Raw genomic sequence first — 24,018 nt, 5'->3', positions numbered from 1 at the left:
GCGCGGGGTGCGGCCACTCGGCAGAAGTCGCGCTCGTCGACACCGCAGGAGTTGTCGTACTCGGCACTCGAGTACGACAACTCCTGGCGTCTCGCCGGACGTCCGGGGCTAGACCGCCGCGGGCAGCCCGGCCGACACCGTCAGCGAGTCGCCGTCGTCGGCGACCTCGACCAGCACCACGTCGCCGTCGCGGATCGAGCCGTCGAGCAGCGCCGTCGCCAGCCGGTCGTCGATCTCGTGCTGCATCAGGCGTCGCAGCGGCCGCGCGCCGTACTGCGGGTCGTAGCCGCGATCGGCCAGCCAGCCCCGCGCCGCGGGCGTCACCGCGAGCTCGAGCCGCCGCTCCCCCAGCCGCCGCGAGAGCCGGTCGACGTAGAGCGACACGATCTCGCCGAGCTCGGTGCGATCGAGCGCCTGGAAGATCACGATGTCGTCGAGGCGGTTCACGAACTCGGGCTTGAAGGCCTGGCGCACCATCTGCTGCACCGCCTCCTCCTTCTGCGACCGCGAGAGCGTCGGGTCGATCAGGAACTGCGAGCCGAGGTTCGAGGTGAGGATCAGGATCGTGTTGCGGAAGTCGACCGTCCGCCCCTGCCCGTCCGTCAGCCGGCCGTCGTCGAGCACCTGCAGCAGGATGTCGAACACCTCGGGGTGCGCCTTCTCGACCTCGTCGAGCAGCACCACCGAGTACGGGCGGCGGCGCACGGCCTCCGTCAGCTGACCGCCCTGCTCGTAGCCGATGTAGCCGGGAGGGGCGCCGACGAGCCGCGAGACGGCGAACTTCTCGCCGTACTCCGACATGTCGATGCGCACCATCGCCTTCTCGTCGTCGAACAGGTGGTCGGCGAGCGCCTTCGCCAGCTCGGTCTTGCCGACGCCGGTCGGCCCGAGGAAGAGGAAGGAGCCGGTGGGCCGGTCGGGGTCGGAGATGCCCGCGCGGGTGCGGCGGACCGCGTCCGACACCGCGGACACGGCCTCGTCCTGCCCGATGAGGCGGCGGTGCAGCTCGGTCTCGAGATGCAGCAGCTTCTCGGTCTCGCCCTGCAGGAGCCGGCCGACGGGGATCCCCGTCCACGCGGCGATGACGGCGGCGATGTCGTCGGCCGTCACCTGCTCGTTGACCATGCGCCCCTCGGCGGGCTCCTCCTCCTTCTCCGCGGCCGCGAGCTCGCGCTCGATCACCGGGATGTCGCCGTAGAGGAGGCGGGAGGCGCGCTCGAGCCTGCCCTCGCGCTGGGCGCGCTCGGCTTCGACCCGCAGGGCGTCGAGCTTGTTCTTGAGGTCGCCGACGCGGTTGAGGGAGGCGCGCTCGCGCTCCCAGCGCTGCTGCAGCTCGGCGAGCTGGGCGCCGCGGCGGGCGAGATCCTCGCGCAGCTTCTCGAGCCGCGCCTTCGAGGCCTCGTCCTTCTCCTTCTTCAGCGCGAGCTCCTCGAGCTTCAGCCGGTCGACGGAGCGGCGCAGCTCGTCGATCTCGACGGGCGCGGAGTCGATCTCCATCCGCAGGCGCGACGCGGCCTCGTCGATGAGGTCGATGGCCTTGTCGGGCAGCTGGCGGGCGGTGATGTAGCGGTTGGAGAGCGACGCGGCGGCGACGAGGGCGGCGTCGGCGATCGCGACCTTGTGGTGCGCCTCGTAGCGCTCCTTGAGCCCGCGGAGGATCGCGACCGTGTCCTCGACGGTCGGCTCGCCGACGAACACCTGCTGGAACCGGCGCTCGAGGGCCGCGTCCTTCTCGATGTACTGGCGGTACTCGTCGAGCGTGGTCGCCCCGATCATCCGGAGCTCGCCGCGGGCCAGCATCGGCTTGAGCATGTTCGCCGCCGCGACGGAGCCGTCGCCACCGCCCGCGCCCATCAGGGTGTGCAGCTCGTCGATGAAGGTGATGATGCGCCCGTCGGAGTCGTTGATCTCCTTCAGGACCGCCTTCAGCCGCTCCTCGAACTCGCCGCGGTACTTCGCTCCGGCGATCAGCGCCGAGAGGTCGAGGCTGACGAGCCGCTTGTCCTTCAGGCTGTCGGCGACGTCGCCCGCGACGATCCGCTGGGCGAGCCCCTCGACCACGGCGGTCTTGCCCACACCGGGCTCACCGATGAGGACGGGGTTGTTCTTGGTCCGGCGCGTGAGCACCTGGCTGACGCGCCTGATCTCGGCGTCCCGACCGATGACCGGGTCGAGCTTGCCGCTCGCCGCGATCGCGGTGAGGTCGACGCCGTACTGCTCCAGTGCGGACTGCTCGTCCTGCTGACCGGCCTGCATCGTGGTCTCCTCCCGTGAGCTCGAAAGTTGAGTTCGACTGACTCAACTTTAGCTCTGCCAAGAGCATTCCGGGCTGTTTCCCGGAAGATCAGGCCGTGAGGAGCTCCCCGCCGCGGAGGGTGCGGAGCGCATCGCGGAGGATCGTGCGGAGTCGAGGCTCGCCGACGCCCGTCAGTGCGGCGATCTCGGGCTGGGAGTAGCGGCCCGCGGAGGCCAGGAGGAGGAGCTCGCGGTCGGGGCAGCTCAGCGCGAGCAGTCCGTCGCCGAGCGGGCGGCGGGCCGACCCGGCACTCGAGTGGAGCGTCTCGCAGAGCACCTCGAGCAGCCAGAGCACGGGCTCGGTCGCTCGGGCGCCCTCGCCGGCCCGGCGCCAGACCTCGGTGAAGGCCTCGGTGCAGATCCGGTCCCGCAGGGCGTGCTCGGCGTGCACGGTCGAGACGGAGGCGGTGAAGAGCGCGCTGAAGTGGTCGAAGAGCTCGGCGAACGCGGCCCGGTCACCGGAGGCGACACGGTGCAGGAGGCGAGACGCGGCCTCGGCCAGCGCCGGCCGGCTCCGCCCCGCGTCGTCTTCGCTCATGGGGATCAGCGTGTCACCGGAGAAAGGACAGCGGCACCACTTGCCCCAGGGCGTCATCAGGAGTATTGCCCCTGATCAGGGGTCACGGTCGCGGCTGGTTCAGACCCGTCTCCTCCTCGGACGGTGGGCGCCGTCAGAGGCGCGGCCAGCGGGCCCGCGCGAAGCAGAAGGCGCCGTACGCGATGAGGCCGGCCGCCACCACGCCCAGCAGAGCGACACCGAACGGCAGCTCGACCAGGGTCTTCAGCGCCTCGTCGAGCCCGCCCGCCTGCGAGGGGTCGTGCGTCACCGCGGCGACGATGATCAGCACGCCGAGGACGGCGAGGACGACTCCCTTGGCCGCGTAGCCGACGATGCCGAGCCAGGTGACGACAGTGCCGGCCGTGCCGCCGGGCGTCGCGATGTTCTTCTGGAACTTCTTGCTCACTCCGCGGTACACGAACACGCCGCCCACGGCGAGGACGGCGAGGCCCGCGATCACGAGGAGCACCACCCCGCCCGGTGCCTGCAGGACCTGCGCGCTCGCACTCTCGGACGACTGCGACGAGCTGGAGCTGCCGCCGAGCGCGAAGCGGAGGGTGGTCACGCCGAGCGCGGCGTAGACGACCGCCTTCGCCGCCTCCTTCGCCCGCTTGCCCCAGGTCTCGGCGGTGCTGTCGCCCGGAGTGACGAGGAACACCTCGAGAACGCCCCACAGCGCCAGGCCGAGGAGGCCGACCGCGCAGACCCACAGCACGAACACGCCGCCCGGCTGAGCCGCGAGGGCGCCGAGGGCGCCGGTCTGGTCGGCCTCGCCTCCGCCGCCGCCCGCGACACCGAGGGCGATGCCCCCGATGAGGAGGTGCACGAGTCCGTTCGCAGCGAAGCCGAAGCGCGCCAGCGTGCGCACCGCCGTCGAATCCTGCGCCTCGTTCGCCGTGCGCTTGGCCTGGGTTCCCGCCTGAGTATTCACAGCCTGGACGGTAGTCGTTTCCACATGCGCGCACAGCCCCCTTGCACCGGCCCATCGGCCCGGTCAAGCGGGTGCGCGGTCCGCTGCCCGTCGGCTCCCGATGGGTTGTCCACACCTCTCCACAGGGTTATCCACACCTGTGGAGTGCTGTGGACTCCTCACACGTCGACCGCGCGGACCAGCCCGTCCTGCACACTGCCGAGCCAGTCGTAGACGCTCCGGATCGCCGCGCCGTTCTCGCCCTCCGGCTCGACGTCGTCGGTGTCGACGATGCCCAGTCGCACCGCCAGGGCGAGCCGCATGTCGGTCAGCGCGCGGAGCCAGGACAGGGCCTGCGGAGGCTCGAGCCGCACCGAGACCTCGCCGAGGCCGGCGAAGACCCGCCCGTGACCGGAGCCGTCGCCGGCGTCGAGCGCCGCGGTGATCGCGCGGGCGTCGTCCATCTTGCGGCCGGCCAGATCGGCGCCGGTGAAGCGGCGGAACTCCGCCGCCGCCTCGGCGTCGTCGCGGTAGGCGTCGGGCAGGAGGCGGGCGAGCGCGGGGTCGGAGCGCGCCTCCTCCGACGTGGCGCCGCGGTCGAGCAGCTCGAGCATCTCGCCGGCGAGATGGCGGAGGATCCCCGCCTCCTCGCGGTCGAAGCGGGCGACGGCCGCACCGGAGGAGTCGCGGCGGAACGCGCGCATCAGCCCGCCCCGCTCACGCGTCGGCCTTCTGGAGCGTCGCCCACAGGCCGTAGCCGTGCATCGCCTCCACGTGCCGCTCCATCTCTTCGCGGTTGCCGGTCGCGACGACGGCGCGACCCTCCGTGTGCACCTGCAGCATGAGGCGCTCGGCCTCGGCACGGCCGAAGCCGAAGTAGCTGCGGAAGACGTACGACACGTACGACATCAGGTTGACCGGGTCGTCCCAGACCAGCAGGATCCACGGCACGTCGGCGGCGGAGCGGGTCGTCAGCCGCTCGTCGGGGCGCTCGATCGTGTCAGGCATCCGTCCAGCCTAGGTCTGCCCGGCGCGAGGCTCGCGGCCGTCCCGAGAATCCAAGAGTCTCGACGCGGGCGCGGCCCGAGCGGCGGCCGCGAGTGTCCAAGAGTTGTCGTACTGGGCAGTCGAGTACGACAACTCCTGGAGTCTCGCCGCGGGCGCGGCCCGGTCGGCGTCGGTGAGTGTCCAAGAGTTGTCGCACTGGGCGTCGAGTGCGACAACTCTTGGACACTCGCGGGAGCCGCTCCGAGAGCAGCCGCGTCAGGCCGACAGGCGCGGCAGCACCTCGCGGGCGAAGAAGTCGACGTGGTCGAGGTCGCGCAGGTCCATGAACTGCAGGTACACCCGCTCCGCGCCGGCCTCGCGGAGCGACTCGAGGCGGTCGACCGCCTCGTCCACGCCGCCCGCGATGCCGTGCTCGCGCAGCTCGGCTCCCTCGCGGCCGATGGCGGCCGCGCGGCGCGCGAACTCGGCCTCCGTGCCTCCACCGACCGCGATGAGCGCCACCGAGTGCACGAGCGAGGAGGGCTCGCGCCCGATCGCGCGGCACGCGGCGTCGACGCGCTCGAACGCGCCGGGGATCGCGTCGAACTCGGGGAACGGCAGGTTGAACTCGCTGGCGAAGCGGGCGGCGAGCGCCGGGGTGCGCTTGGGGCCGCCTCCGCCGACGATCACCGGCAGCGGGAGTCGCGCGGGCTTCGGCAGCGCCGGCGAGTTGGTGAGCGTGTAGTGCTCGCCCGCGAACGAGTAGCGCTCGCCGACCGGGGTCGACCAGAGTCCCGTGACGATCTCGAGCTGCTCCTCGAGCAGGTCGAACCGGCGAGACGGGAAGGGGATGCCGTAGGCGGCGTGCTCCTCCTCGAACCATCCGGTGCCGAGGCCGAGCTCGACGCGCCCGCCCGACATCGCGTCGACCTGCGCGACCTGGATCGCGAGGATCCCCGGCGGGCGGTAGGTGACGGAGGAGACGAGGGTGCCGAGCGCGATCCGCTCGGTCTCGCGCGCGAGGCCCGCGAGGCTCGTCCAGGCGTCGGTCGGGCCGTAGCCCGCGTCGCCGTCGCCCATCCGGAGGTAGTGGTCGGAGCGGAAGAAGCCGTCGTAGCCGAGCGACTCGGTCGCCTGCGCGATGGCGAGGAGGTCGTCGTAGCTCGCGCCCTGCTGGGGTTCGGTGAACACTCTGAACTGCATCGCTCCAGCCTGCCGCACGCAGCCGGTGGGTGCGGCCCCGATCCCCCAGCAGCGGAGGCGGGCGCGTGTGCGATCCGAAGGCGTGAGGCGAGCCCTCGAGGGAACCCCCGACCGTCGAGAGAGCCCGCCCCCACGGGCGGCCTCGACGGTCCGGGGTTCCGTCACTACCGTGCGTGACGCCGCGTGGCGCCGTGTTACGCGCCGGATGGCAGCGGCCTGAGCGGGCTCGTAGGTTGGCCGAGGCCGCCCGCCGTCTGTCGTTCAAGGAGTCCGCATGTTCTCGTCCCGATCCCGCTTCGCCGTGACCGCCGGCGCACTCCTGATGGCCGGCCTGCTCGCGGGCTGCACCGCGCAGGCGGCGAACCAGCCGGCGTCCACCTCCGGCACCCCCGTCGAGGGCGGCTCGCTCGTGTTCGCCGACATCGAGCTGCAGACCGACTTCCAGGTGCAGAAGGGCTTCAACTACACGCAGTCCAACGTCTTCCGGAACATCGCCGACCGCCTGACCGCGTTCGACCCCGAGTCCGGCGAGGTGGTGCCGTGGATCGCCTCCGAGTGGACGATCAACAGCGACAACACCGAGTTCACCTTCACCATCCGCCCGGGCGTCACCTTCTCGGACGGCACGCCGCTCGACGCCGCGGCGGTCAAGGCCAACCTCGACCAGCTGGGTCTCGGCGACGAGGCGAAGAAGATCGTCAAGAACCGCGACTTCATCGGCTACGCCTCCTCCGAGGTCACCGGCGACGACACCGTCGTGGTGCGCCTCTCGGAGCCGAACGCCGACTTCCTCAAGGCGACCGCCGCCTCCACCGCGAGCCTCGTCTCGACCTCGACGCTCGCGCTCGACTACGCGGGACAGGCCGACATCTCGAAGATCGTCGCCTCCGGCCCGTTCGTCTTCGAGTCGCAGGTGCCCGACCAGGAGATCCGCTTCACGAAGCGCGACGACTACGCCTGGCCCTCGTCGATCTCGACGAACACCGGAGCCGCGCACCTCGACGAGGTCGTGTTCCGCGCGATCCCCGAGGTCGGGCTGCGCGTCGGCGCCGTCTCGTCGGGTCAGGCCGACGTCGCCCGCGGCATCCAGCCGAGCGACGAGGCCGCGGCGACCGCCTCCGGCATCGAGCTCGCGGTCGCGCAGGCGCCCGAGCTGACCGCGAACTGGGCCGCCTTCCGCGGCGAGGCACCCGTCGTCTCGGACCAGGACGTGCGCCGCGCGCTGCAGATCGGCTTCGACCGCGACGCCCTCAAGTCGACCGTGCTCAGCGACAGCTACCCGCTGTCCGGCTCGGTCCTCAACCGCTCCGCTCCGGGCTTCGTGGACCTCAGCGACCAGCTCGCCTACGACCCCGACGAGGCCGAGAAGCTGCTCGAGGACGCCGGCTGGACCGTCGGCTCCGACGGGATCCGCGAGAAGGACGGCCAGCGCCTCACCCTCTCGGTCGCGGCGAGCCCCCGCAGCGTCGTCATCAAGCCGGCGTTCGAGTTCATCGAGTCGGAGTGGCGCAAGATCGGCGTCGAGCTCGTCAACAACGCCGGCGACAGCGCGATCCTCGCGACCGCGCTCGGCGACCCGACCTACCCGGCCATCGGCTCGCGCCAGTTCTACCTCGGCGGCCTCGGCCCGCTGTTCAGCGCCGCCGGCAACACCAACACCTACGTGTCGGACGACGAGCTGAACACCCTCTTCGCCACCGAGCGGGCGGCCACCGACCCCGCGGCGCGCGACGCGGTGCTCGCCGACATCCAGGAGCGCCTCGTGCTCGGCACCAACCTGCTCGTCCCGCTGTGGGACGAGGTGCAGGTGCACGCGGTCGGCCAGGGCGTCCACGTGACGTTCGACGGCGGCACCGCGCCCCTCCTCCAGGAAGCGTGGATCCAGGAGTAATGCTCCGGTATCTCGCGGGGCGGGCGGGGCAGGCGCTCCTCGTCCTCTGGCTCACCTACACGATCGTCTTCGTCGTCGTGCAGCTGCTCCCGTCCGACCCCGTGACGATCTTCCTCGCCAGCGACTCCGGAGCCGACCCCGCCCTGATCGACCAGGTCAGCGCGCTCTACGGCTACGACAGGCCCTGGTACGAGCAGTACGCGCTGCAGCTGCTCAACCTGCTGCGCGGCGAGTTCGGCTTCTCCCTCTCGTCGGGCCAGCCGGTGCTCACCCGCATCGGCGACGTCGTCGGCAGCACGATCGCGCTGGCGTCGACGGGGCTGCTGCTCAGCGTCGTGATCGCGGTCGGCGTGAGTGCCGCCGCGTTCCTGATCGACGCCCCGCGCCTGAAGGCGCTCGTCGTCGCCGTCCCGTCGCTGTTCAGCTCGGTCCCCGTGTTCTGGCTCGGGATAGTGGTGCTGCAGGTCTTCTCGTTCCAGCTGCGCATCCTGTCGCTGTTCCCCGACGGGTCGCTGCTCTCGCTCCTCATCCCAGCGCTGGTCCTCGCGATCCCGGTGTCGGCCCCGATCGCCCAGGTGCTGCTGAGCGGAGTCGAGCAGGCGTCGGAGCTCGCGTTCGTCAAGACCGCGCGGGCCAAGGGCGCCCGCCCGCTGCGCGTCTTCTGGCGCCACGTGCTGCGGTCGTCGCTCGGTGCGACCACGGCGGTGATCGGGACGACCCTCGGGATCCTGCTGGCCGGCTCCGTGATCACGGAGACCGTCTTCGCCCGTCCGGGCCTCGGCTCCGTGCTGCTGAAGGCCGTGATCGCGCAGGACGTGCCGCTCGTGCAGGGGCTGGTGCTGCTGACGACCCTCGTCGTGGTCGCGACCACCCTCGTCCTCGATCTGATCGCGCCGATCCTCGACCCGCGCATCCTGCGCACGCGCGGACAGAAAGGCCTGGTGCGCCTTGGCGCTTGAGCTCACGCGGACGCCCCGCCGCACCCTGCCCGTGCCGGGTGTCGCGACGGCCCTCTCCGCCGTCCTGATCCTCGTCGTCCTGCTCTGGCTGATCGCGCCGGGGCTGTTCACCTCCTCCGACCCGCTGACCGGCGACTCCGCGCAGGTGTTCCTCCCGCCGAGCCCCGCGCACCTCTTCGGCACCGATCACCTCGGCCGCGACGTGCTCGCCCGGATGATCTACGGCACATCGCAGACGGCGCTCACCGCCGGCCTCGCCGTCGTCGTCGGCCTCGTGCTCGGCACCCTCGTCGGCATCGTCTCCTCGACGCTGGGTCCGTGGGCGGAGTCGATCAGCATGCGCGTGATCGACGCCCTGATCGCGCTGCCGGCGTTCATGATCGCGCTGTTCGTGGTCTCGGCCTACGGCGCCGGCCCGATCTCGCTGGGCATCGGAGTCGGCATCGGCTCGGTCGTGCTCTTCGCCCGCGTGACCCGTGCCGAGGTGCTGCGGGTGCGGTCGCTCGACTACCTCGAGGCGAGCCTGCTGGCCGGAGCGGGCTACCTGCGCCAGCTGGTCGGCCACGTGCTGCCCGCGATCGCCGGTGCGCTGCTGGCCCTGGCCGTCGTCGACTTCGGGGCCGCCGTGCTCGCCGTCTCGGCGCTCGGCTTCCTCGGCTTCGGCACCCCGCCGCCCACTCCCGAGTGGGGGCTCATCATCGCCGAGGGCCGCAACTACCTCGCCAACGCGTGGTGGATGACGGCGCTGCCGGGCACCTTCGTCCTCGTCGTCGTCGTGGCGCTCGGCGTGCTCAGCCGCTCGCTCGGAAAGGCCGCCCGTGCCTGACACTCCCGCCCTCGCGCTCGAGGGCCTCTCGCTCGACTACCGGCTCGGCCGGCGCTCGGTGCGCGCGCTCGACGACGTCTCGTTCTCGGTCGCCCGCGGCGAGATCGTCGCGCTGGTCGGCGAGTCCGGGTCGGGCAAGTCGACGATCGCCAACGCCGCGACCGGTCTGCTGCCGACCGACGCGAGCGTCGCCTCCGGCCGCATCGTGGTCGACGGCACCGAGGTCACGCGGCTGTCGGAGCGGCGCTGGAGCCGGATCCGCGGTCGCAAGGTCGGCCTGATCCCGCAGGACCCGGGCGCCAGCCTCACGCCGGTGCTCACGATCGGCGCCCAGGTGGCCGAGATCTTCGCGATCCGCGGCGAGCGCCTCGGCCGGGCGGAGCGTCGCGCGCGCTCGATCGAGCTGCTCGAGATCGCGGAGGTGTCGCGCGCCGCCGACCGCCTGTCGCAGTTCCCGCACGAGCTCTCGGGCGGGCTGAAGCAGCGCATCCTGATCGCGATCGCGTTCGGCCTGAACCCGTCGCTCCTGGTGGCCGACGAGCCGACCTCGGCGCTCGACGTCACGGTGCAGAAGCAGATCCTCCGCGTGCTCGACCGCCTCGCCGCCGACCACGGCACCAGCGTGCTCTTCGTCACCCACGATCTGGCCCTCGCCACCGACCACGCCTCGCGCGCCCTCGTGCTGCAGCGCGGGCGGCTCCTCGAGGACGCGCCGGTCGAGCGGATCGTGGACTCCCCCGCCGTCGACTACACCCGCGAGCTGATCGCGCACGCCCGGGCGACCCAGTCGGCGCCGCCGCCCGCCACCTCCGCGCCGACCGCGCCGGTGCTCGAGGTGGCGGGGCTCTCGAAGACGTTCGCCGCCCGGCGCGGATCGGAGCCCATCGCGGCGGTCGACGACGTGTCGTTCTCGCTCGGCGAGGGGCGGACGCTGGCGCTGGTCGGCGAGTCGGGGTCGGGCAAGTCGACGACGGCGCGGATGATCCTCCGGCTCCTCGACCCCACTGCAGGATCGATCAGCGTCGGCGGCCGCGACGTCACCGCGGTCTCGGGGCGCGATCGGCTCGACCTCTGGCGCACGGTGCAGCTCGTCTACCAGAACCCCGACTCGGCGCTCGATCCGCGCTGGAGCGTCGGCCGGATCATCGCCGAGCCGCTGCCGGCGACGACACCCGCCCGCGAGCGCCGCGCGCGCGTGGAGGAGCTGCTCGCGGCGGTGTCGCTGCCCGACGGCGCGATCGACAAGAGGCCCGGCGAGCTCTCGGGCGGCCAGCGGCAGCGCGTCGCGATCGCCCGCGCGCTCGCTCCGCGCAGCTCGCTCGTGGTGCTCGACGAGGCGCTCAGCGCCCTCGACGTCATCACGCAGGAGCGCGTGCTGCAGCTGATCGAGACGATCCAGCGCGACTACGGAGTCTCGTACCTCTTCATCTCGCACGACCTGTCGACGGTCCGCCGGCTCGCCCACGAGGTGGTCGTGCTGCGCGCCGGCCGCGTCGTGGAGCAGGGCGCCTCCCGCGACGTCCTCGCGGCGCCGCGCACCGACTACGTGCGCGAGCTGCTCGCAGCCGTGCCGGGGCGGCGCCTGCTGTCGGAGGTCGGTCCCACCATCCCGAGCACGATCCAGTCCGACCATCCAGAGGAGCCGCGATGACCGCCGACGCACCGAGGAAGCCGCTGCGCTTCTCGGCCTTCGTGATGAACACCGCCTCGCACATCCAGCACGGGCTGTGGCGTCATCCCGAGGCGCGCCAGCACGAGTTCACGTCGCTCGCCCTCTGGACCGATCTCGCCCGCACCCTCGAGCGCGGCCGCTTCGACGCGATCTTCTTCGCCGACGTCCTCGGTCTCTACGGCCCGGCCCGCGGCGACTACACCGTCAACGCCCGCGAGGGCCTGCAGTTCCCGAGCAACGACCCCTCCGTGCTCCTCGGCGCCCTGGCCGCCGTGACCGAGCACCTCGGCCTCGTCTTCACCTCCTCGGTGCTGCAGGCGCACCCGTTCGAGTTCGCCCGCCGCGTGTCGACGCTCGACCACCTCTCGGGCGGCCGCGTCGGCTGGAACGTGGTGACCAGCGCGCAGGAGAGCGCCGCCCGCAACTTCGGCGCCGACGGCCTCGAGGAGCACGACGAGCGCTACCGCTGGGCCGAGGAGTACCTCGAGGTCGTCTACAAGCTCTGGGAGGGCTCGTGGGACGACGACGCGCTGGTGCGCGACAAGGCGATCGGCCACCCGCAGGACGCGGTCTTCGCCGACGCGACCGGGATCCACCGCATCGACCACGAGGGCCCGCGCTACCGCGTGGCCGGCCCGCACCAGAGCCCGCCGTCACCCCAGCGCACCCCCGTGATCTTCCAGGCCGGCTCCTCCCCCGCCGGCAGCGCCTTCGCGGCCCGCCACGCCGAGGGGCAGTTCGTCCTCACCTCCGGTCTCGACAGGACCCGCACCCTGATCGAGCAGACCCGCGCGAAGGTCTCGGCGACCGGTCGCGATCCGGGCGATCTCGCCTTCTTCCTCGGCCTCGCCTTCGTCACGGGAGACACCGAGGAGGCGGCGCAGAGGAAGGCCGCCGAGCTCGACGAGTACCTCTCGAGCGACGGCTTCCTGCTGCACAGCAACCTCGCCTTCGACCCGAGGACCGGCGAGGCGCTCGACCCCGACACTCCGCTCTCCGAGCTCTCGACCGGCACCAACGTCAGCCACCTGCAGTGGATGCGCGAGCTCTCGCCCGATCCCGATCCGCGGGTCCGCGATCTGGCGACCCTCGCGGCCAAGCTGCGCGGGCGGATCGTCGGCACGCCCGAGCAGATCGCCGACCGCCTCGCCGAGTGGCAGGAGGCGGGCATCGACGGCATCAACGTCATGAACTGGATCCTCCCGGGCAGCTTCGAGGAGTTCGTCGACCACGTGATCCCGGTGCTGCAGGAGCGCGGGCTCGCCCAGCGCGAGTACACGCCCGGCACCCTGCGGCAGAAGCTCTTCGGCCGCGACCAGCTGCCCGAGGAGCACCCCGCCCGCCGCTACCGCGGGGCGTTCTCGGCGGCGGAGGCGGCACGATGAGCCTCTCCGCGTCCGATCTCGCCCGCTTCCGCGCCGTGATCGCCGAGGTCGGCGTCGAGTCGCGCGAGCGCGAGCAGGAGCGGCGGCTGCTGCACCCCGAGATCGCGGCGCTCGTCGCCTCCGGCTTCACCGCACTGCGCGTGCCGGTCGCGCTCGGTGGAGCGGGAGCGACGCTCCCCGAGCTGTTCATGCTCCTGGTCGAGCTCGGCGCGGCCGATCCGAACCTCCCGCAGGCGCTGCGCGGCCACTTCGGGCTCGTCGAGCGCTTCCTCGTCGGCGGCACCGAGCGCGACGAGGAGTGGCTGCGCCGGGCGGGCGCGGGCGCGCTGTTCGCGAACTCGCAGGCGGAGAAGGGCGGCTCCACCACGACGGAGGCGCGGCTCGCCCGCGTCGACGGCGAGTGGCGGCTCACGGGCCGCAAGTTCTACACGACCGGCACGCTGTACGCCGACTACACGTGGACCGGCGCGCTCGACGCCTCCGGAGAGCGCTACGGGGCCGTCGTGCCGACCGCGGCTCCCGGCGTGCAGGTGCTCGACGACTGGACCGGCTTCGGCCAGCGCCTCACCGCCAGCGGCACCACGATCTTCGACGACGTGCCGCTCGGCGACGAGAACGTCTACCGCGTCACGGCCGAGCCCGACTGGTACACGCTCGACTTCCGGCTCCTGCTGCACCTGCTGCTGCAGGCGACGATGGCGGGCATCGGCCGGGCCGCGCTCGAGGACACGCTGCGCTTCGTGCGCGGGCGCTCCCGCTCCTTCGGCGTCCCGGGCGAGAGCCTGCCGCGCGAGGATCCGCGGGTGCAGTCCGTCGTCGGCGAGCTCGCGAGCCGGGTCGCCGCGGTCGAGGCCCTCGTGCACGACGTCGCGCGCGACTACGCCGCGGTGCGCGAGCGCCGGCACGCGGACGAGGCCGAGCGGACGGCCGACTACGTGCGCGTGCAGATCCGCCAGTTCGAGGCGCAGCAGATCGCGGTGGCCGACATCGTGGCGGTGACCTCGCGCCTGTTCGAGGTGGGCGGCGCCTCCGCGGTGCTGACCGAGTCGGGCCTCGACCGGCACTGGCGCAATGCCCGCACCATCGCCTCCCACAACCCCGCCGTCTTCCGCCAGGCGGCGATCGGCGCGTACCTGCTGAACGGCACCGAGCCAGAGACCGACTTCCGGCAGACGCTCGCGGCGCCCGCAGACTCGATGCAGGAGGCCCCCGCATGACCCGACCGCTCCGCTTCAACGCGTTCGTGATGAACACGCCCTCGCACATCCACCACGGTCAGTGGCGGCAGGCCCGAGCGCGGCACGAGTCGTTCGAGGACCTCTCGTTCTGGGTCGAGGTCGCGCAGACCCTCGAGCGCGGCGTGTTCGACGCCCTCTTCTTCGCCGACGTCGTCGGCACCTACGGCGCGGTCGGCTCCTCGCTCGAGGTCAATGCGCGCGAGGGGCTCCAGCTCCCCAACAACGACCCGTCGGTGCTGCTCGCCGCCCTGATCGGCTCGACCGAGCACCTCGGGCTCGCGATGACCAGCTCGATCCTCCAGGCGCACCCGTTCGAGTTCGCCCGGCGGATGTCGACGCTCGACCACCTGTCGAAGGGCCGCGTCGCCTGGAACATCGTCACCAGCTACCAGGAGAACGCCGCCCGCAACTTCGGTCTCGGCCGCCTGACCGAGCACGACGCGCGCTACGAGCAGGCCGAGGAGTACCTCGACGTCGTCTACAAGCTCTGGGAGGGCTCCTGGGACGACGACGCCTCCACGCGCGACAAGTCCGGCGCCTTCTCGGACCCGGGCTCCGTCCACCGGATCGACCACGTCGGCGAGCACTACCGCGTCGAGGGCCCGCACCTCTCTGCTCCGTCGCCGCAGCGGACGCCGTACCTCTTCCAGGCCGGCTCGTCCCCCGCGGGCCGCGCCTTCGCCGCACGTCACGCCGAGGCGCAGTTCGTCGGCGGATCCACGACCGAGCAGACCCGCGAGCTGATCGCCTCGACCCGCGCGCTGACGGTGGCCGCGGGCCGCGACGCCGACGACGTGCTGTTCTTCGCCCCGCTCTCGGTGATCGTGGGCAGCACCGAGCGCGAGGCCCGCGAGCGCGAGGCCGAGATCGACGCGCACACGAGCATCGACGCCCACCTGCTGCACGCCGGGATGAGCGTCGACCAGGCCGACGGGCGCCCCTTCCCGCCCGAGACGAAGCTCCGCGACATCACCACGAACGGCAATCGCAGCACGCTCGAGTCGATGATCCGGCTGCTGCCCGATCGCGACGCGACCGTCGCCGATCTCGGCCGCCTCGCCGTCCGCAGGCACCCGCGGGTCGTCGGCACGCCCGAGCAGATCGCCGACGAGCTGTCCGAGCTGCGCGATGCCGGAGTCGACGGGATCAACCTCGCGCACTGGACGCTGCCCGACACCTACACGGACTTCGTCGACCACGTGATGCCGGTGCTGCGCTCGCGCGGACTGGCGCGCTCGCACTACGAGCCGGGCGGCCTGCGCGAGCGCCTGACCGGATCGGCGCGGGTGAACCCGCGGCACCCGGCGGCGCGCTACCGCGGCGCCTTCCGCGCCTGAGCCCCGGAACGCAGGAGGGGCGGTGGTCGCGACCGGCCACCGCCCCTCCCGCGCGATCGCGGACTACTGCGTGTTCGTGAAGATCGCTTCCTGGTAGTCGAAGCTCGGGCTCAGCTGCAGCACGATGCTCGCCGGGTCCGTGAGCGAGTACGCCTCCTGCCACGTCACCGACCCGCCGGGCAGGATCACCGTCGAGGGCCCGGTGCTGATGTCGCCCACGGCGTTGTCGATGTCGAAGATGCGCGACGCCTCCACCCCGCCCGAGCTGACCGCGGCGTAGGTGTACGGGTCGAGGTTCTGGTCGGAGCCGTTCTCGATCGTGAAGGTGAAGACCACGTTCACCGCCTGGTCGGCGCCGGACGCGTACTCGGTGGGCGCGAACTCCGTCGGCGCGGTCACCGAGAGGCTCACGCCGTCGGTGTAGGTGAGGGTCTCGCCGAAGCCGAGCGTCAGATCGTCCGCCGCGGGAGGCTCCTCCTCGGTCGTCTCCTCGTCGAGCGGCAGCGGCGCCGCGGTCTCCGACGACTCCGAGAAGCCGGTGCCGTCGAGCTCGTCGAGGGCGCTCGCGAGCTGCACGACGGCGACGATCACGACGACGACCGCGATCACGAAGCCGACCGCGCTGAGCACGAGCCCCGTGATCGAGAAGGCGCGCGGGGGCTTCCGGCGCACCAGCGCGATGATGCCGACGACGACTCCGGCGATCGCGATCGGGAACGCCAGCCCGAACACGAACGGCAGGACGGCGATCACGACGGAGGTGATGCCCAGGATCAGCGCCGTGATCGCGAGCCCGCTCCGCGCCGGAGCCGGAGGCGTCCCGTACGCCGGCAGCGGCGCGTCGTTCGGCTCGGGAGCGGGCGGGGCAGGGGGCGGCGGCATGGTCATGCCGTCAGTATGCCAGGGCTGGGAAAGACCTGAGAGAGCCGCCGCCGGCCTGAGGAACGGCCGGGCTCCGCGCCGCCGCGCCCTGTCGGCGGACGCGGCCGCCGGTCAGCTCGGCGAGGGAACGGCGGGCATCTCCTCGGGGTCGTCATCGCCCTCACCCGCGAGACGCGCGTCCGCGCCCTCGCCGGCCGACTCGCCGTCGTCGATCTGCGCCGGGTCCTCCGGCGGGACGGGCAGGGAGTCGCCGTCGGGCCGGGTCGTGTCGGTGACGTCCTCGGGGGCGTCGAATCCGAAGCTGCTCATGGTCGCCTCTCCGCGGCCCACCGGGGAGGCGGCGCCGCTGTCGGCAGCCTAGGTCGAGCCTCCGGCCGGGGTCACGCCCTTGACGCGGCGCCGCCCGCCGCCGGCGGATCCGACGCCCGGCTCGCGAGCCCCCGTTCGGCTCGCAGGACCGAACCGAGCCCACACGTCCGGCTCGCAGAAACACGTTCGGCTCGCAGAAACACGTTCGGCTCGCCAGAACCGCCGGATCCCACGAGCCGAACCGGATCCCGCGAGCCGAACATCGCACCGCGCCGGCTTGGCTCGCAGAAACACCTCCGGCTCGCCAGAACCGCCGGATCCCACGAGCCGAACCGGATCCCGCGAGCCGAACATCGCACCGCGCCGCGTCCAGCTCGCAGAAACACCTCCGGCTCGCCAGAACCGTCGGATCCCACGAGCCGAACCGGATCCCGCGAGCCGGAGGTCGCGCCCGGCGGCCTCAGTGCACGTACTCCAGCAGGTCCGTGCCCAGAGTCCGCATGCCCTCGAGCACGGCGAGGCGGTAGTGCAGGTTCGTGTCGTCGAACTGCGTCACGACCGCGTACGACACACCGGCCCGCGGGCCGCGCAGCACGCCGACCTCGGCGCGGACACCGGCGTCGGTGCCGGTGGTGTTGACGAGCAGCACCCCGTGGTCGGGCTTCCGGTGCGACTGCGGGTCGAGTCCGAACGCCGAGGCGACCATCGACAGGTCGCTGTTCAGCGAGAGCCAGCCGATCACCCGCGAGCTGACGGCCGCGTCGACCACCTCGCCGTTGGCGAGCGTCGCCAGCAGCCACGTCAGCTCGCGCGCCGAGCCGATCGAGAGCTGCGGGGCGTCGTCGGGGCCGCGCTCGTCGCGCACCACGTCGAGCAGCGCCGTCCGCGAGAGGCCGAGCGACTCGGCGCGCTCGCGCACGGCGTCGAGGCCGACCCGGCGGAGGAGGACGTTGGTCGCGAGGTTGTCGTTCGTCGCCCCCACGAACGCCGCCAGATCGGCGACCGGCATGGACGGGATCTGGAGGTGCTGCCAGAGGCCCGCGTCGGCCACCGCGTCGATCGCGGTGCGGTCGACGAGGCGCAGGTTCTCCTGCGGATCGTTCGCGAGCCGCGCCGCGACCTCGATCAGCAGCAGCACCGTTCCGACGCCCGCCGTGGGCATCGAGACGGAGTCGTCGACGGCGAACAGGGTGCGGCCGGTCGCGAGGTCGACCGCGCGGGCCGAGACCACGACTCCGTCGATCGCGAGGCGGCCGAGCGCGTCGAACCCGCTCTGGAAGTTGTCGTGCTCGTGCGTGCCCTTGTGGCGCCCCCGGCGGGCGCGACGGTTCTCGCGGCGGGTGTCGTGGGTGGGGATCACCACGGGTACGGCCCCTCTACGGGTCGATGATGCGGGTCGTGCGGAGGGGTGGACCGTGGTCCGTCGACGCGTCAGGGGCGGCGCGCGATGAACGGACGAGCCCCTCGGCATCGGTCGGCTCTCGATGCCCGGGGTTCCTCGTCCGCGGTGCGGGACGGCAGTCGCCGGTGACTACCAGATGACGACGCGCTCGCTCGGGGAGAGCCAGAGGGAGTCGCCTTCGGTGACGTCAAAAGTAGCGTAGAAGTCGTCGATGTTGCGGACGATCTGGTTGCAGCGGAACTCGGCCGGAGCGTGCGGATCGATGGCGAGGAGGCGGATCGTCTCCTCGTCGCGGGACTTCTGCTGCCAGGCCTGCGCCCACGACAGGAAGAAGCGCTGAGCGCCGGTCAGGCCGTCGATCACGGGGGGCTCCTTGCCCTCGAGCGAGAGCAGGTAGGCCTTCCACGCGATGCTCAGACCGCCCAGGTCGCCGATGTTCTCGCCGATCGTCAGGGCGCCGTTGACGTGGTGCCCGGGGGTCGTGGCGGGCGCGAGCGCGTCGTACTGCGCGATCAGCGCGCCGGTGCGCTCCTCGAAGGCGGCGCGGTCGTCGGCCGTCCACCAGTCGGTCAGCCGGCCGTCGCCGTCGAAGCGCGAGCCCTGGTCGTCGAAGCCGTGGCCGATCTCGTGGCCGATGACGGCTCCGATCGCCCCGTAGTTGGCGGCGGAGTCGCGGCCCTCGTCGAAGAACGGGAACTGCAGGATCGCGGCGGGGAACACGATCTCGTTGAAGCCCGGGTTGTAGTACGCGTTGATCGTCTGCGGCGTCATGAACCACTCGTCGCGGTCGAGCGGGCGGCCGATCTTGCCGAGCTCGCGGTCGAACTCGAACGCGGCCACGCGGCGGGCGTTGCCGACGAGGTCGGCCGGGTCGATCGAGAGGGCGGAGTAGTCGCGCCAGCGGACCGGGTAGCCGATCTTCGGCGTGAACTTCGCGAGCTTCTCGAGCGCGCGCTCCCGGGTCTCGGCGCCCATCCAGTCGAGGTCGACGATCGAGCGGCGGTAGGCCTCGATGAGGTTCGCGACCAGGCCGTCCATGGCCGTCTTGGCGCTCTCGGGGAAGTGGCGTGCGACGTAGATGCGGCCGACCGCCTCGCCGAGCGAGCCCTCGACGAGCGAGACGCCGCGCTTCCAGCGCTCGCGCTTCTGCGGGGTGCCGGTGAGGGTGCGGCCGTAGAAGTCGAAGTTGGCGTCGACGAAGTCGCTCGAGAGGTAGGCGGCCGCGCCGCGGATCACCTGCCAGCTGAGCCAGTCGCGCCACGCGGGGAGGCGGTCGTCGGTCAGCAGGCCGGCGAGACCCTGGAGGAAGCTCGGCTGGCGGACGACGACCTCGGCGAGCGCCCCCTCCGGAGCGCCCATCGCGGTCAGCCAGACCCCGAGGTCGACGCCGGCGGCCAGCTCCTCGACCTCGGCCCAGCTGCGGAGGTTGTAGGTGGCCTGGCTGTCGCGGCTGCGCACCTTGTCCCAGTGCACGGCGGCGATGTCGGTCTCGAGCTCGACGATCCGCTTCGCGCGGCCCTCCGCGGCGTCGATGCCGGCGAGCTCGAGCATGCGCCCGACGAAGGGCAGGTAGGCCTCGCGCACCGAGGCGAACTCGGACTCGCGGTAGTAGCTCTCGTCCGGCAGGCCGAGGCCGCCCTGGTTGACGAAGACGAGGTAGCGCTCGGGGCTGCCCGGGTCGTTGTCGACGAAGAGGCCGAAGAGCCCGGGGACTCCCGAGCGCTCGAGGCCGCCGACCGTGGCGAGCAGGCCCGCGATCGAGTCGATGCGCTGCACGGCCGCGAGGTCGTCGGCGATCGGAGTCGCGCCGAGCTCCTCGGCGCGGGCCTCGTCCATGAAGGAGGCGTAGAGGTCGCCGAACATGCGCTCCTCGGTGCCGTGGTGCGCGGTCTGCGCCTCGACGACGATGTCGCGGACGGCCTTCTCGGCCTCCTCCTGCAGGAGGTGGAACGAGCCGTAGCGCGCCTTGTCGCTCGGGATCTCGGTGCGGTCGATCCACAGGCCGTTGACGTGCCGGTAGAGGTCGTCCTGCGGGCGCGTCGCCGGGTCGAGTTCGGAGAGTTCGATACCGGAGCGGGGCGTCGTCGAGGTCATGGCGGACAGCCTACGTCGGGGGTCCGACAGCCGGGCGGTGCGCGCGTGCCGACCATGCACCTCCGGCTCGCAGAACCGCGATCGGCTCGCAGGAACGGGGGGATTCCGCGAGCCGAACGGGTTTCTGCGAGCCGGAGGTGCGTCCGGCCTGCGGACGCGTCAGCGCGCCGCGAGCTCCTGCTCGACGAAGGCGCGGATCGGGGTCGTCGGGTGGCCGATCAGGCGGGCGAGCGAGCCGTCGGTCTCGCCGAGCAGGCCGTCGGCGATGTTCGCGTCGAGGCCGACGACGAAGCCGACTCCGCCCTCGGGGACGCCCGCCCCGGTGAGGATCCGCGCGTGCTCGGCGGAGTCGACGTGCGTGATGGACGCCTCGCGCCCGGCGACCTCGGCGACCAGGGCCGCGAGCTCGTCGAAGGTCCAGGCCGTGTCGCCCGAGAGCTCGTGCACGGTGCCGACGAGCGAGGGGTCGGCGAGGGCGACGGCCGCCGCCTCCGCGTAGTCGGTGCGGGCGGCGCTCGAGACGCGGCCCTCGCCGGCGCTCGAGAGGGTCGTGCCGGTCGAGGCGAGCTCGGCCACGGTCTGCGCGTAGTTCTCGTTGTACCAGCCGTTGCGGAGGATCACGGCGGGGATCCCCGCGGCCGCGATCGCCTCCTCCGTGGCCTTGTGCTCGGGCGCGAGGATCAGCGGGCTCGTCGTCGCCCTCGGGGCGCTCGTGTAGACGAGGCGCGCGCCGGCGCGGGCGGCGGCCTCGATCGCGGCGGTGTGCTGCGAGACGCGCTTGCCGACCTCGGAGCCCGAGACGAGCAGCACGGCCTCGGCACCCGAGAAGGCCGCGTCGAGCGACGCCGGGTCCTCGAAGTCGGCCACGGCGGTGCGCACGCCCAGGTCGGCGGCGAGCGCCTCGAGCCTGGCGGCGTCGCGGCCGGTGGCGAGGATGTCGGAGGCGGCGGTGCCGCGGGCGAGCAGGTGCTCGACCGCGAGGCGGCCGAGGTGTCCGGTGGCTCCGGTGACGACGAGGGTCATGGGGGTGGTCCTTCCGTTCTGGGCGGCGTCGGGGCCGCACTGGGGGTGAACCGGGGTGCGCGCGGAGAACTTCCCGGAATGCAGTACCCACTATTTCGTTAGTAGCTTTATGACCATCGTCGAGAACGCCCTGATGCAGGGCGACGTCTACTCCGCCGACTGCCCGAGCCGCGAGATCTTCGGGCACGTCACGAGCAAGTGGGGCGTGCTGGTGCTCGCCGCCCTGGCCGAGCGGAGCCTGCGCTGGGGCGAGCTGCGGCGGCGGATCGGCGGCATCAGCGAGAAGATGCTGGCGCAGACGCTCCGCACGCTCGAGGACGACGGCTTCGTGCACCGCGAGGCGCACGCGACCATCCCGCCGCGGGTCGACTACCGCCTCACGCCGCTCGGCGCCGAGCTCGCCGAACGGCTGCTGCCCGTCGTCGAGTGGATCGCGGGCAACATCGGGCCGGTCCTGGAGGCGCGGCGTTCGAGGTGAGGCGGGCCTCACCTTCTTGTGAGAACGTTCATGATCCGTTCAGGACGGGGCCTCCGTTCGGCGGTACCGATGTCCCCTCGCCCTGATCGACTCGATCGCACCTCCTGCCTGCGACCGAAGGACCCCCATGTCAGACACCGCCCGTCGACCGCTCCTCCTCCCGATGGCGGGGCACGTGCGCGGTAAGCGCAGCCCCGTCACCTGCGCCCTCAAGTGCGCCAACGCGTGCTCGAGCGCGACCTGCAACACCTCGCACAACAGCTACTTCCGCGACATCGTCTCGTCGCAGATCTCGCGCCGGAGCGCACTGGGCCTGGGCCTCGCCGGCGCGGTCACCGTGGCCGTCGCCTCGGCGGGCGGCGCCCCCACGGCGGAGGCGGCCGTCGCCGGCACCGCATCCCCGCTCGCCTTCACTCCGATCGCCCCGGTGCCCTACACGGTCGACGAGTTCACGGTCCCCGAGGGCTTCGCCTGGCAGCCGATCATCCGCTGGGGCGACCCTCTCTTCGCCGACAGCCCCGCCTTCGACATCGAGGACCAGACGGAGGCGGCGCAGGCCGCGCAGTTCGGCTACAACAACGACTACACCGACATCGTCGAGATCCCCGGCACGAAGCGCCTGCGCGCGCTGCTCGTCGTCAACCACGAGTACACGAACGAGAGCATCATGTTCCCGGCCGCGCAGCTCGAGTCGGAGCCCGAGCGCGTGCGCGCCGTCGGCCGCGCCGCCCACGGCCTCAGCGTCGTCGAGCTGGTGCGCACCGCCGTCGACCGCCCCTGGTCGTACGTGCGCGGAGGCGAGCACAACCGCCGCTACCTCATCAACACGCCCTACGAGGTGACCGGCGCCGCCGCCGGCTCCGACCTGCTGAAGACCGTCGCCGACCCCTCCGGACGCAGCGTGCTCGGCACGCTCGGCAACTGCTCCGGCGGCACGACGCCGTGGGGCACGATCCTCTCGGGCGAGGAGAACTTCAACGGCTACTTCCGCGCCACCGCGACCAGTGACGCCGAGAAGCGCTACGGCCTGGCCGACGCCGAGACCGCCCGTCTCTGGGAGCTGGACGACCCCCGCTTCGACGCCCGCACCGCGGGCTACGAGAACGAGCCGAACCGCTTCGGCTGGATCGTCGAGTTCGACCCCTTCGAGCCGGAGTCGACGCCGAAGAAGCACACGGCGCTCGGCCGCCTGAAGCACGAGGGCGCGAACGTCATCGTCGCTCCCGACGGCCGCGTGGTCGCCTACCAGGGCGACGACGAGCGCTTCGACTACCTCTACAAGTTCGTCTCGGCCAAGCGCTACATCGAGGGCGACCGGGCCCACAACAAGACGCTGCTCGAGGAGGGCGACCTGTTCGTCGCGCGCTTCACCGGCGACTCGCCCGTGGCCGAGATCACCGGGACCGGCGCGGTCCCCTCGGACGGCGGCTTCGACGGCATCGGCGAGTGGCTGCCGCTGGTCGTCGGCGGCGCCTCCGCGATCGCGGGCATGAGCGTCGCGGAGGTGCTCGTGCACACCCGCCTCGCGGCCGACCTCGCGGGAGCCACCAAGATGGACCGCTGCGAGGACGTGCAGCCGAGCCTGGTCAGCGGCCGGATCTACGTGGCCTGCACCAACAACTCCAACCGCGGCACCGAGGGCAGGGAGGGACCCACCGAGGTCAACCCGCGCACCGAGAACCGCGACGGCCACATCGTCGAGATCATCGAGGACGGCGGCGACCAGACCGGCCGCACCTTCACCTGGAACCTGCTGATGCTGTGCGGCGATGCCGCCCAGGGCGACGCGGTCTACTTCTCGGGCTTCCCGGCCGAGAAGGTCTCGCCGATCTCGTGCCCCGACAACCTGGCCTTCGACTCCGTCGGGAACCTCTGGATCTCGACCGACGGCGCCCCCAGCGGCATCGGCTACAACGACGGTCTCTTCAAGGTGACCCTCGAGGGCGCGACCCGCGGCAACGTCGAGCAGTTCCTCTCGGTCCCGCGCGACGCCGAGACCTGCGGGCCCATCGTGCACGACCTCGACCAGCACGTGTTCGTCGCGGTGCAGCACCCGGGCGAGGAGGGCACCTTCGAGGAGCCGACCTCGTACTTCCCGGACTTCGCCGCCGTGGGTGCGCTGAGCGCCGGAGCCGTCAGGGCGCCGCGTCCGACGATCGTGCAGATCCTGCCCGCGTCGCAGGTGGTCGGGCCCACCCCGGCGCCGACGGCCGGACCGACCACGGCGCCGACGCCCACCGCGACCCCGACCGCGGGACCGACCGTCGCGCCGACGCCGACCGCGACTCCGACCGCGACACCCACGACGGCTCCCACGGTCGCCCCTACCGCGACTCCGACGGGCACGGCTGTGCCACTGCCCACGGGCGGCACCAGCGGCGGGCTCGCCTCGACCGGCGTCGAGAGCGCCGGCCTCATCGCCGGCGCGACCGCGCTGCTCGCCGCAGGGGCCGCGGCGGTCGGGATCGGCGCGCGCCGCCGCACCGCCGACGCGGACGGCGGGCCGGAGGCGTGATCCCGGGGGCGGCGGGGGCGATCTCCCGCCGCCCCCGAGTGCGCTAGGTTGAG

19 protein-coding genes and 1 pseudogene are annotated in these 24,018 nt (G+C 72.3%); 9 read left to right on the top strand and 11 right to left on the bottom strand.

Features of this window, described 5'->3' with window-relative positions; genetic code table 11:
- Positions 1-108: 108 nt before the first annotated feature.
- The 6 genes from GSU68_RS00575 to GSU68_RS00550 form a co-directional block, all read right to left on the bottom strand.
- Complete coding sequence (locus tag GSU68_RS00575) at positions 109-2,256, bottom strand: AAA family ATPase (protein ID WP_159905197.1); 2,148 nt, start codon at positions 2,254-2,256, stop codon at positions 109-111.
- An 88-nt stretch (positions 2,257-2,344) separates the two neighbouring features.
- Positions 2,345-2,833, bottom strand: coding sequence for a hypothetical protein (locus GSU68_RS00570; RefSeq protein WP_159905196.1), 489 nt, complete (start codon positions 2,831-2,833; stop codon positions 2,345-2,347).
- Between the two features lie 133 nt (positions 2,834-2,966).
- Positions 2,967-3,785, bottom strand: coding sequence for a DUF1206 domain-containing protein (locus GSU68_RS00565; RefSeq protein ID WP_159905195.1), 819 nt, complete (start codon positions 3,783-3,785; stop codon positions 2,967-2,969).
- A gap of 158 nt (positions 3,786-3,943) precedes the next feature.
- Positions 3,944-4,468, bottom strand: a complete 525-nt coding sequence (locus tag GSU68_RS00560; protein WP_159905194.1) for a DUF2017 domain-containing protein — start codon at positions 4,466-4,468, stop codon at positions 3,944-3,946.
- Positions 4,469-4,481: 13 nt separating this feature from the next.
- Positions 4,482-4,772 (bottom strand): ATP-dependent Clp protease adapter ClpS, encoded by a 291-nt coding sequence (gene clpS, locus GSU68_RS00555; protein WP_159905193.1) that lies wholly within the window; start codon positions 4,770-4,772, stop codon positions 4,482-4,484.
- Between the two features lie 255 nt (positions 4,773-5,027).
- Positions 5,028-5,954, bottom strand: coding sequence for an LLM class F420-dependent oxidoreductase (locus GSU68_RS00550; protein WP_159905192.1), 927 nt, complete (start codon positions 5,952-5,954; stop codon positions 5,028-5,030).
- Positions 5,955-6,228: 274 nt separating this feature from the next.
- On the opposite strand from GSU68_RS00550, the gene GSU68_RS00545 reads away from it, so the two are divergent.
- Genes GSU68_RS00545 through GSU68_RS00515 form a run of 7 tightly spaced genes read left to right on the top strand, consistent with a single transcriptional unit; the run spans position 6,229 to position 15,262 of the window.
- The gene (locus GSU68_RS00545; protein ID WP_159905191.1) at positions 6,229-7,845 is read left to right on the top strand and encodes an ABC transporter substrate-binding protein; all 1,617 of its coding nucleotides are present in this window, start codon (positions 6,229-6,231) and stop codon (positions 7,843-7,845) included.
- Positions 7,845-8,804, top strand: coding sequence for an ABC transporter permease (locus GSU68_RS00540; RefSeq protein WP_159905190.1), 960 nt, complete (start codon positions 7,845-7,847; stop codon positions 8,802-8,804). The genes GSU68_RS00545 and GSU68_RS00540 overlap by 1 nt, the downstream gene beginning before the upstream one ends.
- Complete coding sequence (locus GSU68_RS00535) at positions 8,794-9,630, top strand: ABC transporter permease (protein WP_244259348.1); 837 nt, start codon at positions 8,794-8,796, stop codon at positions 9,628-9,630. The genes GSU68_RS00540 and GSU68_RS00535 overlap by 11 nt, the downstream gene beginning before the upstream one ends.
- Positions 9,623-11,281, top strand: a complete 1,659-nt coding sequence (locus GSU68_RS00530; RefSeq protein WP_159905189.1) for an ABC transporter ATP-binding protein — start codon at positions 9,623-9,625, stop codon at positions 11,279-11,281. The genes GSU68_RS00535 and GSU68_RS00530 overlap by 8 nt, the downstream gene beginning before the upstream one ends.
- The gene (locus GSU68_RS00525; protein ID WP_159905188.1) at positions 11,278-12,687 is read left to right on the top strand and encodes an LLM class flavin-dependent oxidoreductase; all 1,410 of its coding nucleotides are present in this window, start codon (positions 11,278-11,280) and stop codon (positions 12,685-12,687) included. The genes GSU68_RS00530 and GSU68_RS00525 overlap by 4 nt, the downstream gene beginning before the upstream one ends.
- Positions 12,684-13,904: an acyl-CoA dehydrogenase family protein gene (locus GSU68_RS00520; protein WP_159905187.1), complete on the top strand. Its 1,221-nt coding sequence runs from the start codon at positions 12,684-12,686 to the stop codon at positions 13,902-13,904. Before GSU68_RS00525 ends, GSU68_RS00520 begins: the two co-directional genes overlap by 4 nt.
- Positions 13,901-15,262 (top strand): NtaA/DmoA family FMN-dependent monooxygenase, encoded by a 1,362-nt coding sequence (locus GSU68_RS00515; RefSeq protein ID WP_159905186.1) that lies wholly within the window; start codon positions 13,901-13,903, stop codon positions 15,260-15,262. Before GSU68_RS00520 ends, GSU68_RS00515 begins: the two co-directional genes overlap by 4 nt.
- A gap of 63 nt (positions 15,263-15,325) precedes the next feature.
- Here the strand turns inward: GSU68_RS00515 and GSU68_RS00510 are convergent, their stop codons facing one another.
- From GSU68_RS00510 to GSU68_RS00490, 5 genes are all read right to left on the bottom strand, one after another.
- Complete coding sequence (locus GSU68_RS00510; protein ID WP_159905185.1) at positions 15,326-16,150, bottom strand: DUF4190 domain-containing protein; 825 nt, start codon at positions 16,148-16,150, stop codon at positions 15,326-15,328.
- A 105-nt stretch (positions 16,151-16,255) separates the two neighbouring features.
- Entirely contained in the window at positions 16,256-16,453 is a 198-nt protein-coding gene (locus GSU68_RS00505) for a hypothetical protein (protein WP_159905184.1), read from the bottom strand.
- 460 nt (positions 16,454-16,913) lie between these two features.
- Positions 16,914-17,816 (bottom strand): serine hydrolase, encoded by a 903-nt coding sequence (locus tag GSU68_RS00500; RefSeq protein ID WP_244259347.1) that lies wholly within the window; start codon positions 17,814-17,816, stop codon positions 16,914-16,916.
- Between the two features lie 168 nt (positions 17,817-17,984).
- The gene (locus GSU68_RS00495) at positions 17,985-19,949 is read right to left on the bottom strand and encodes a M13-type metalloendopeptidase (protein ID WP_159905182.1); all 1,965 of its coding nucleotides are present in this window, start codon (positions 19,947-19,949) and stop codon (positions 17,985-17,987) included.
- 159 nt (positions 19,950-20,108) lie between these two features.
- On the bottom strand, positions 20,109-20,972 hold the full coding sequence (locus GSU68_RS00490) for an NmrA family NAD(P)-binding protein (RefSeq protein WP_159905181.1): 864 nt from the start codon (positions 20,970-20,972) through the stop codon (positions 20,109-20,111).
- Positions 20,973-21,081: 109 nt separating this feature from the next.
- On the opposite strand from GSU68_RS00490, the gene GSU68_RS00485 reads away from it, so the two are divergent.
- A complete protein-coding gene (locus GSU68_RS00485; RefSeq protein ID WP_208544622.1) occupies positions 21,082-21,450 on the top strand; it encodes a helix-turn-helix domain-containing protein in 369 nt (122 codons plus the stop codon).
- 127 nt (positions 21,451-21,577) lie between these two features.
- Positions 21,578-23,617, top strand: a pseudogene (locus GSU68_RS00480) (PhoX family phosphatase); the annotation flags it as partial.
- Between the last annotated feature and the right edge of the window lie 401 nt (positions 23,618-24,018).

This window comes from Rathayibacter sp. VKM Ac-2759, assembly GCF_009834225.1.
In the GTDB taxonomy this organism is placed as follows: domain Bacteria; phylum Actinomycetota; class Actinomycetes; order Actinomycetales; family Microbacteriaceae; genus Rathayibacter.
This window is presented reverse-complemented; position numbering and strand designations above follow the sequence as displayed.

Bases quoted from the DNA above. Each gene is read 5' to 3' on its own strand.
- GSU68_RS00545 (WP_159905191.1), top strand. From the start codon at position 6,229: ATGTTCTCGTCCCGATCCCGCTTCGCCGTGACCGCCGGCGCACTCCTG.
- GSU68_RS00490 (WP_159905181.1), bottom strand. From the start codon at position 20,972: ATGACCCTCGTCGTCACCGGAGCCACCGGACACCTCGGCCGCCTCGCG.
- clpS (WP_159905193.1), bottom strand. From the start codon at position 4,772: ATGCCTGACACGATCGAGCGCCCCGACGAGCGGCTGACGACCCGCTCC.
- GSU68_RS00540 (WP_159905190.1), top strand. From the start codon at position 7,845: ATGCTCCGGTATCTCGCGGGGCGGGCGGGGCAGGCGCTCCTCGTCCTC.
- GSU68_RS00485 (WP_208544622.1), top strand. From the start codon at position 21,082: ATGACCATCGTCGAGAACGCCCTGATGCAGGGCGACGTCTACTCCGCC.
- GSU68_RS00550 (WP_159905192.1), bottom strand. From the start codon at position 5,954: ATGCAGTTCAGAGTGTTCACCGAACCCCAGCAGGGCGCGAGCTACGAC.
- GSU68_RS00495 (WP_159905182.1), bottom strand. From the start codon at position 19,949: ATGACCTCGACGACGCCCCGCTCCGGTATCGAACTCTCCGAACTCGAC.
- GSU68_RS00515 (WP_159905186.1), top strand. From the start codon at position 13,901: ATGACCCGACCGCTCCGCTTCAACGCGTTCGTGATGAACACGCCCTCG.
- GSU68_RS00520 (WP_159905187.1), top strand. From the start codon at position 12,684: ATGAGCCTCTCCGCGTCCGATCTCGCCCGCTTCCGCGCCGTGATCGCC.
- GSU68_RS00575 (WP_159905197.1), bottom strand. From the start codon at position 2,256: ATGCAGGCCGGTCAGCAGGACGAGCAGTCCGCACTGGAGCAGTACGGC.
- GSU68_RS00510 (WP_159905185.1), bottom strand. From the start codon at position 16,150: ATGACCATGCCGCCGCCCCCTGCCCCGCCCGCTCCCGAGCCGAACGAC.
- GSU68_RS00505 (WP_159905184.1), bottom strand. From the start codon at position 16,453: ATGAGCAGCTTCGGATTCGACGCCCCCGAGGACGTCACCGACACGACC.
- GSU68_RS00560 (WP_159905194.1), bottom strand. From the start codon at position 4,468: ATGCGCGCGTTCCGCCGCGACTCCTCCGGTGCGGCCGTCGCCCGCTTC.
- GSU68_RS00570 (WP_159905196.1), bottom strand. From the start codon at position 2,833: ATGAGCGAAGACGACGCGGGGCGGAGCCGGCCGGCGCTGGCCGAGGCC.
- GSU68_RS00525 (WP_159905188.1), top strand. From the start codon at position 11,278: ATGACCGCCGACGCACCGAGGAAGCCGCTGCGCTTCTCGGCCTTCGTG.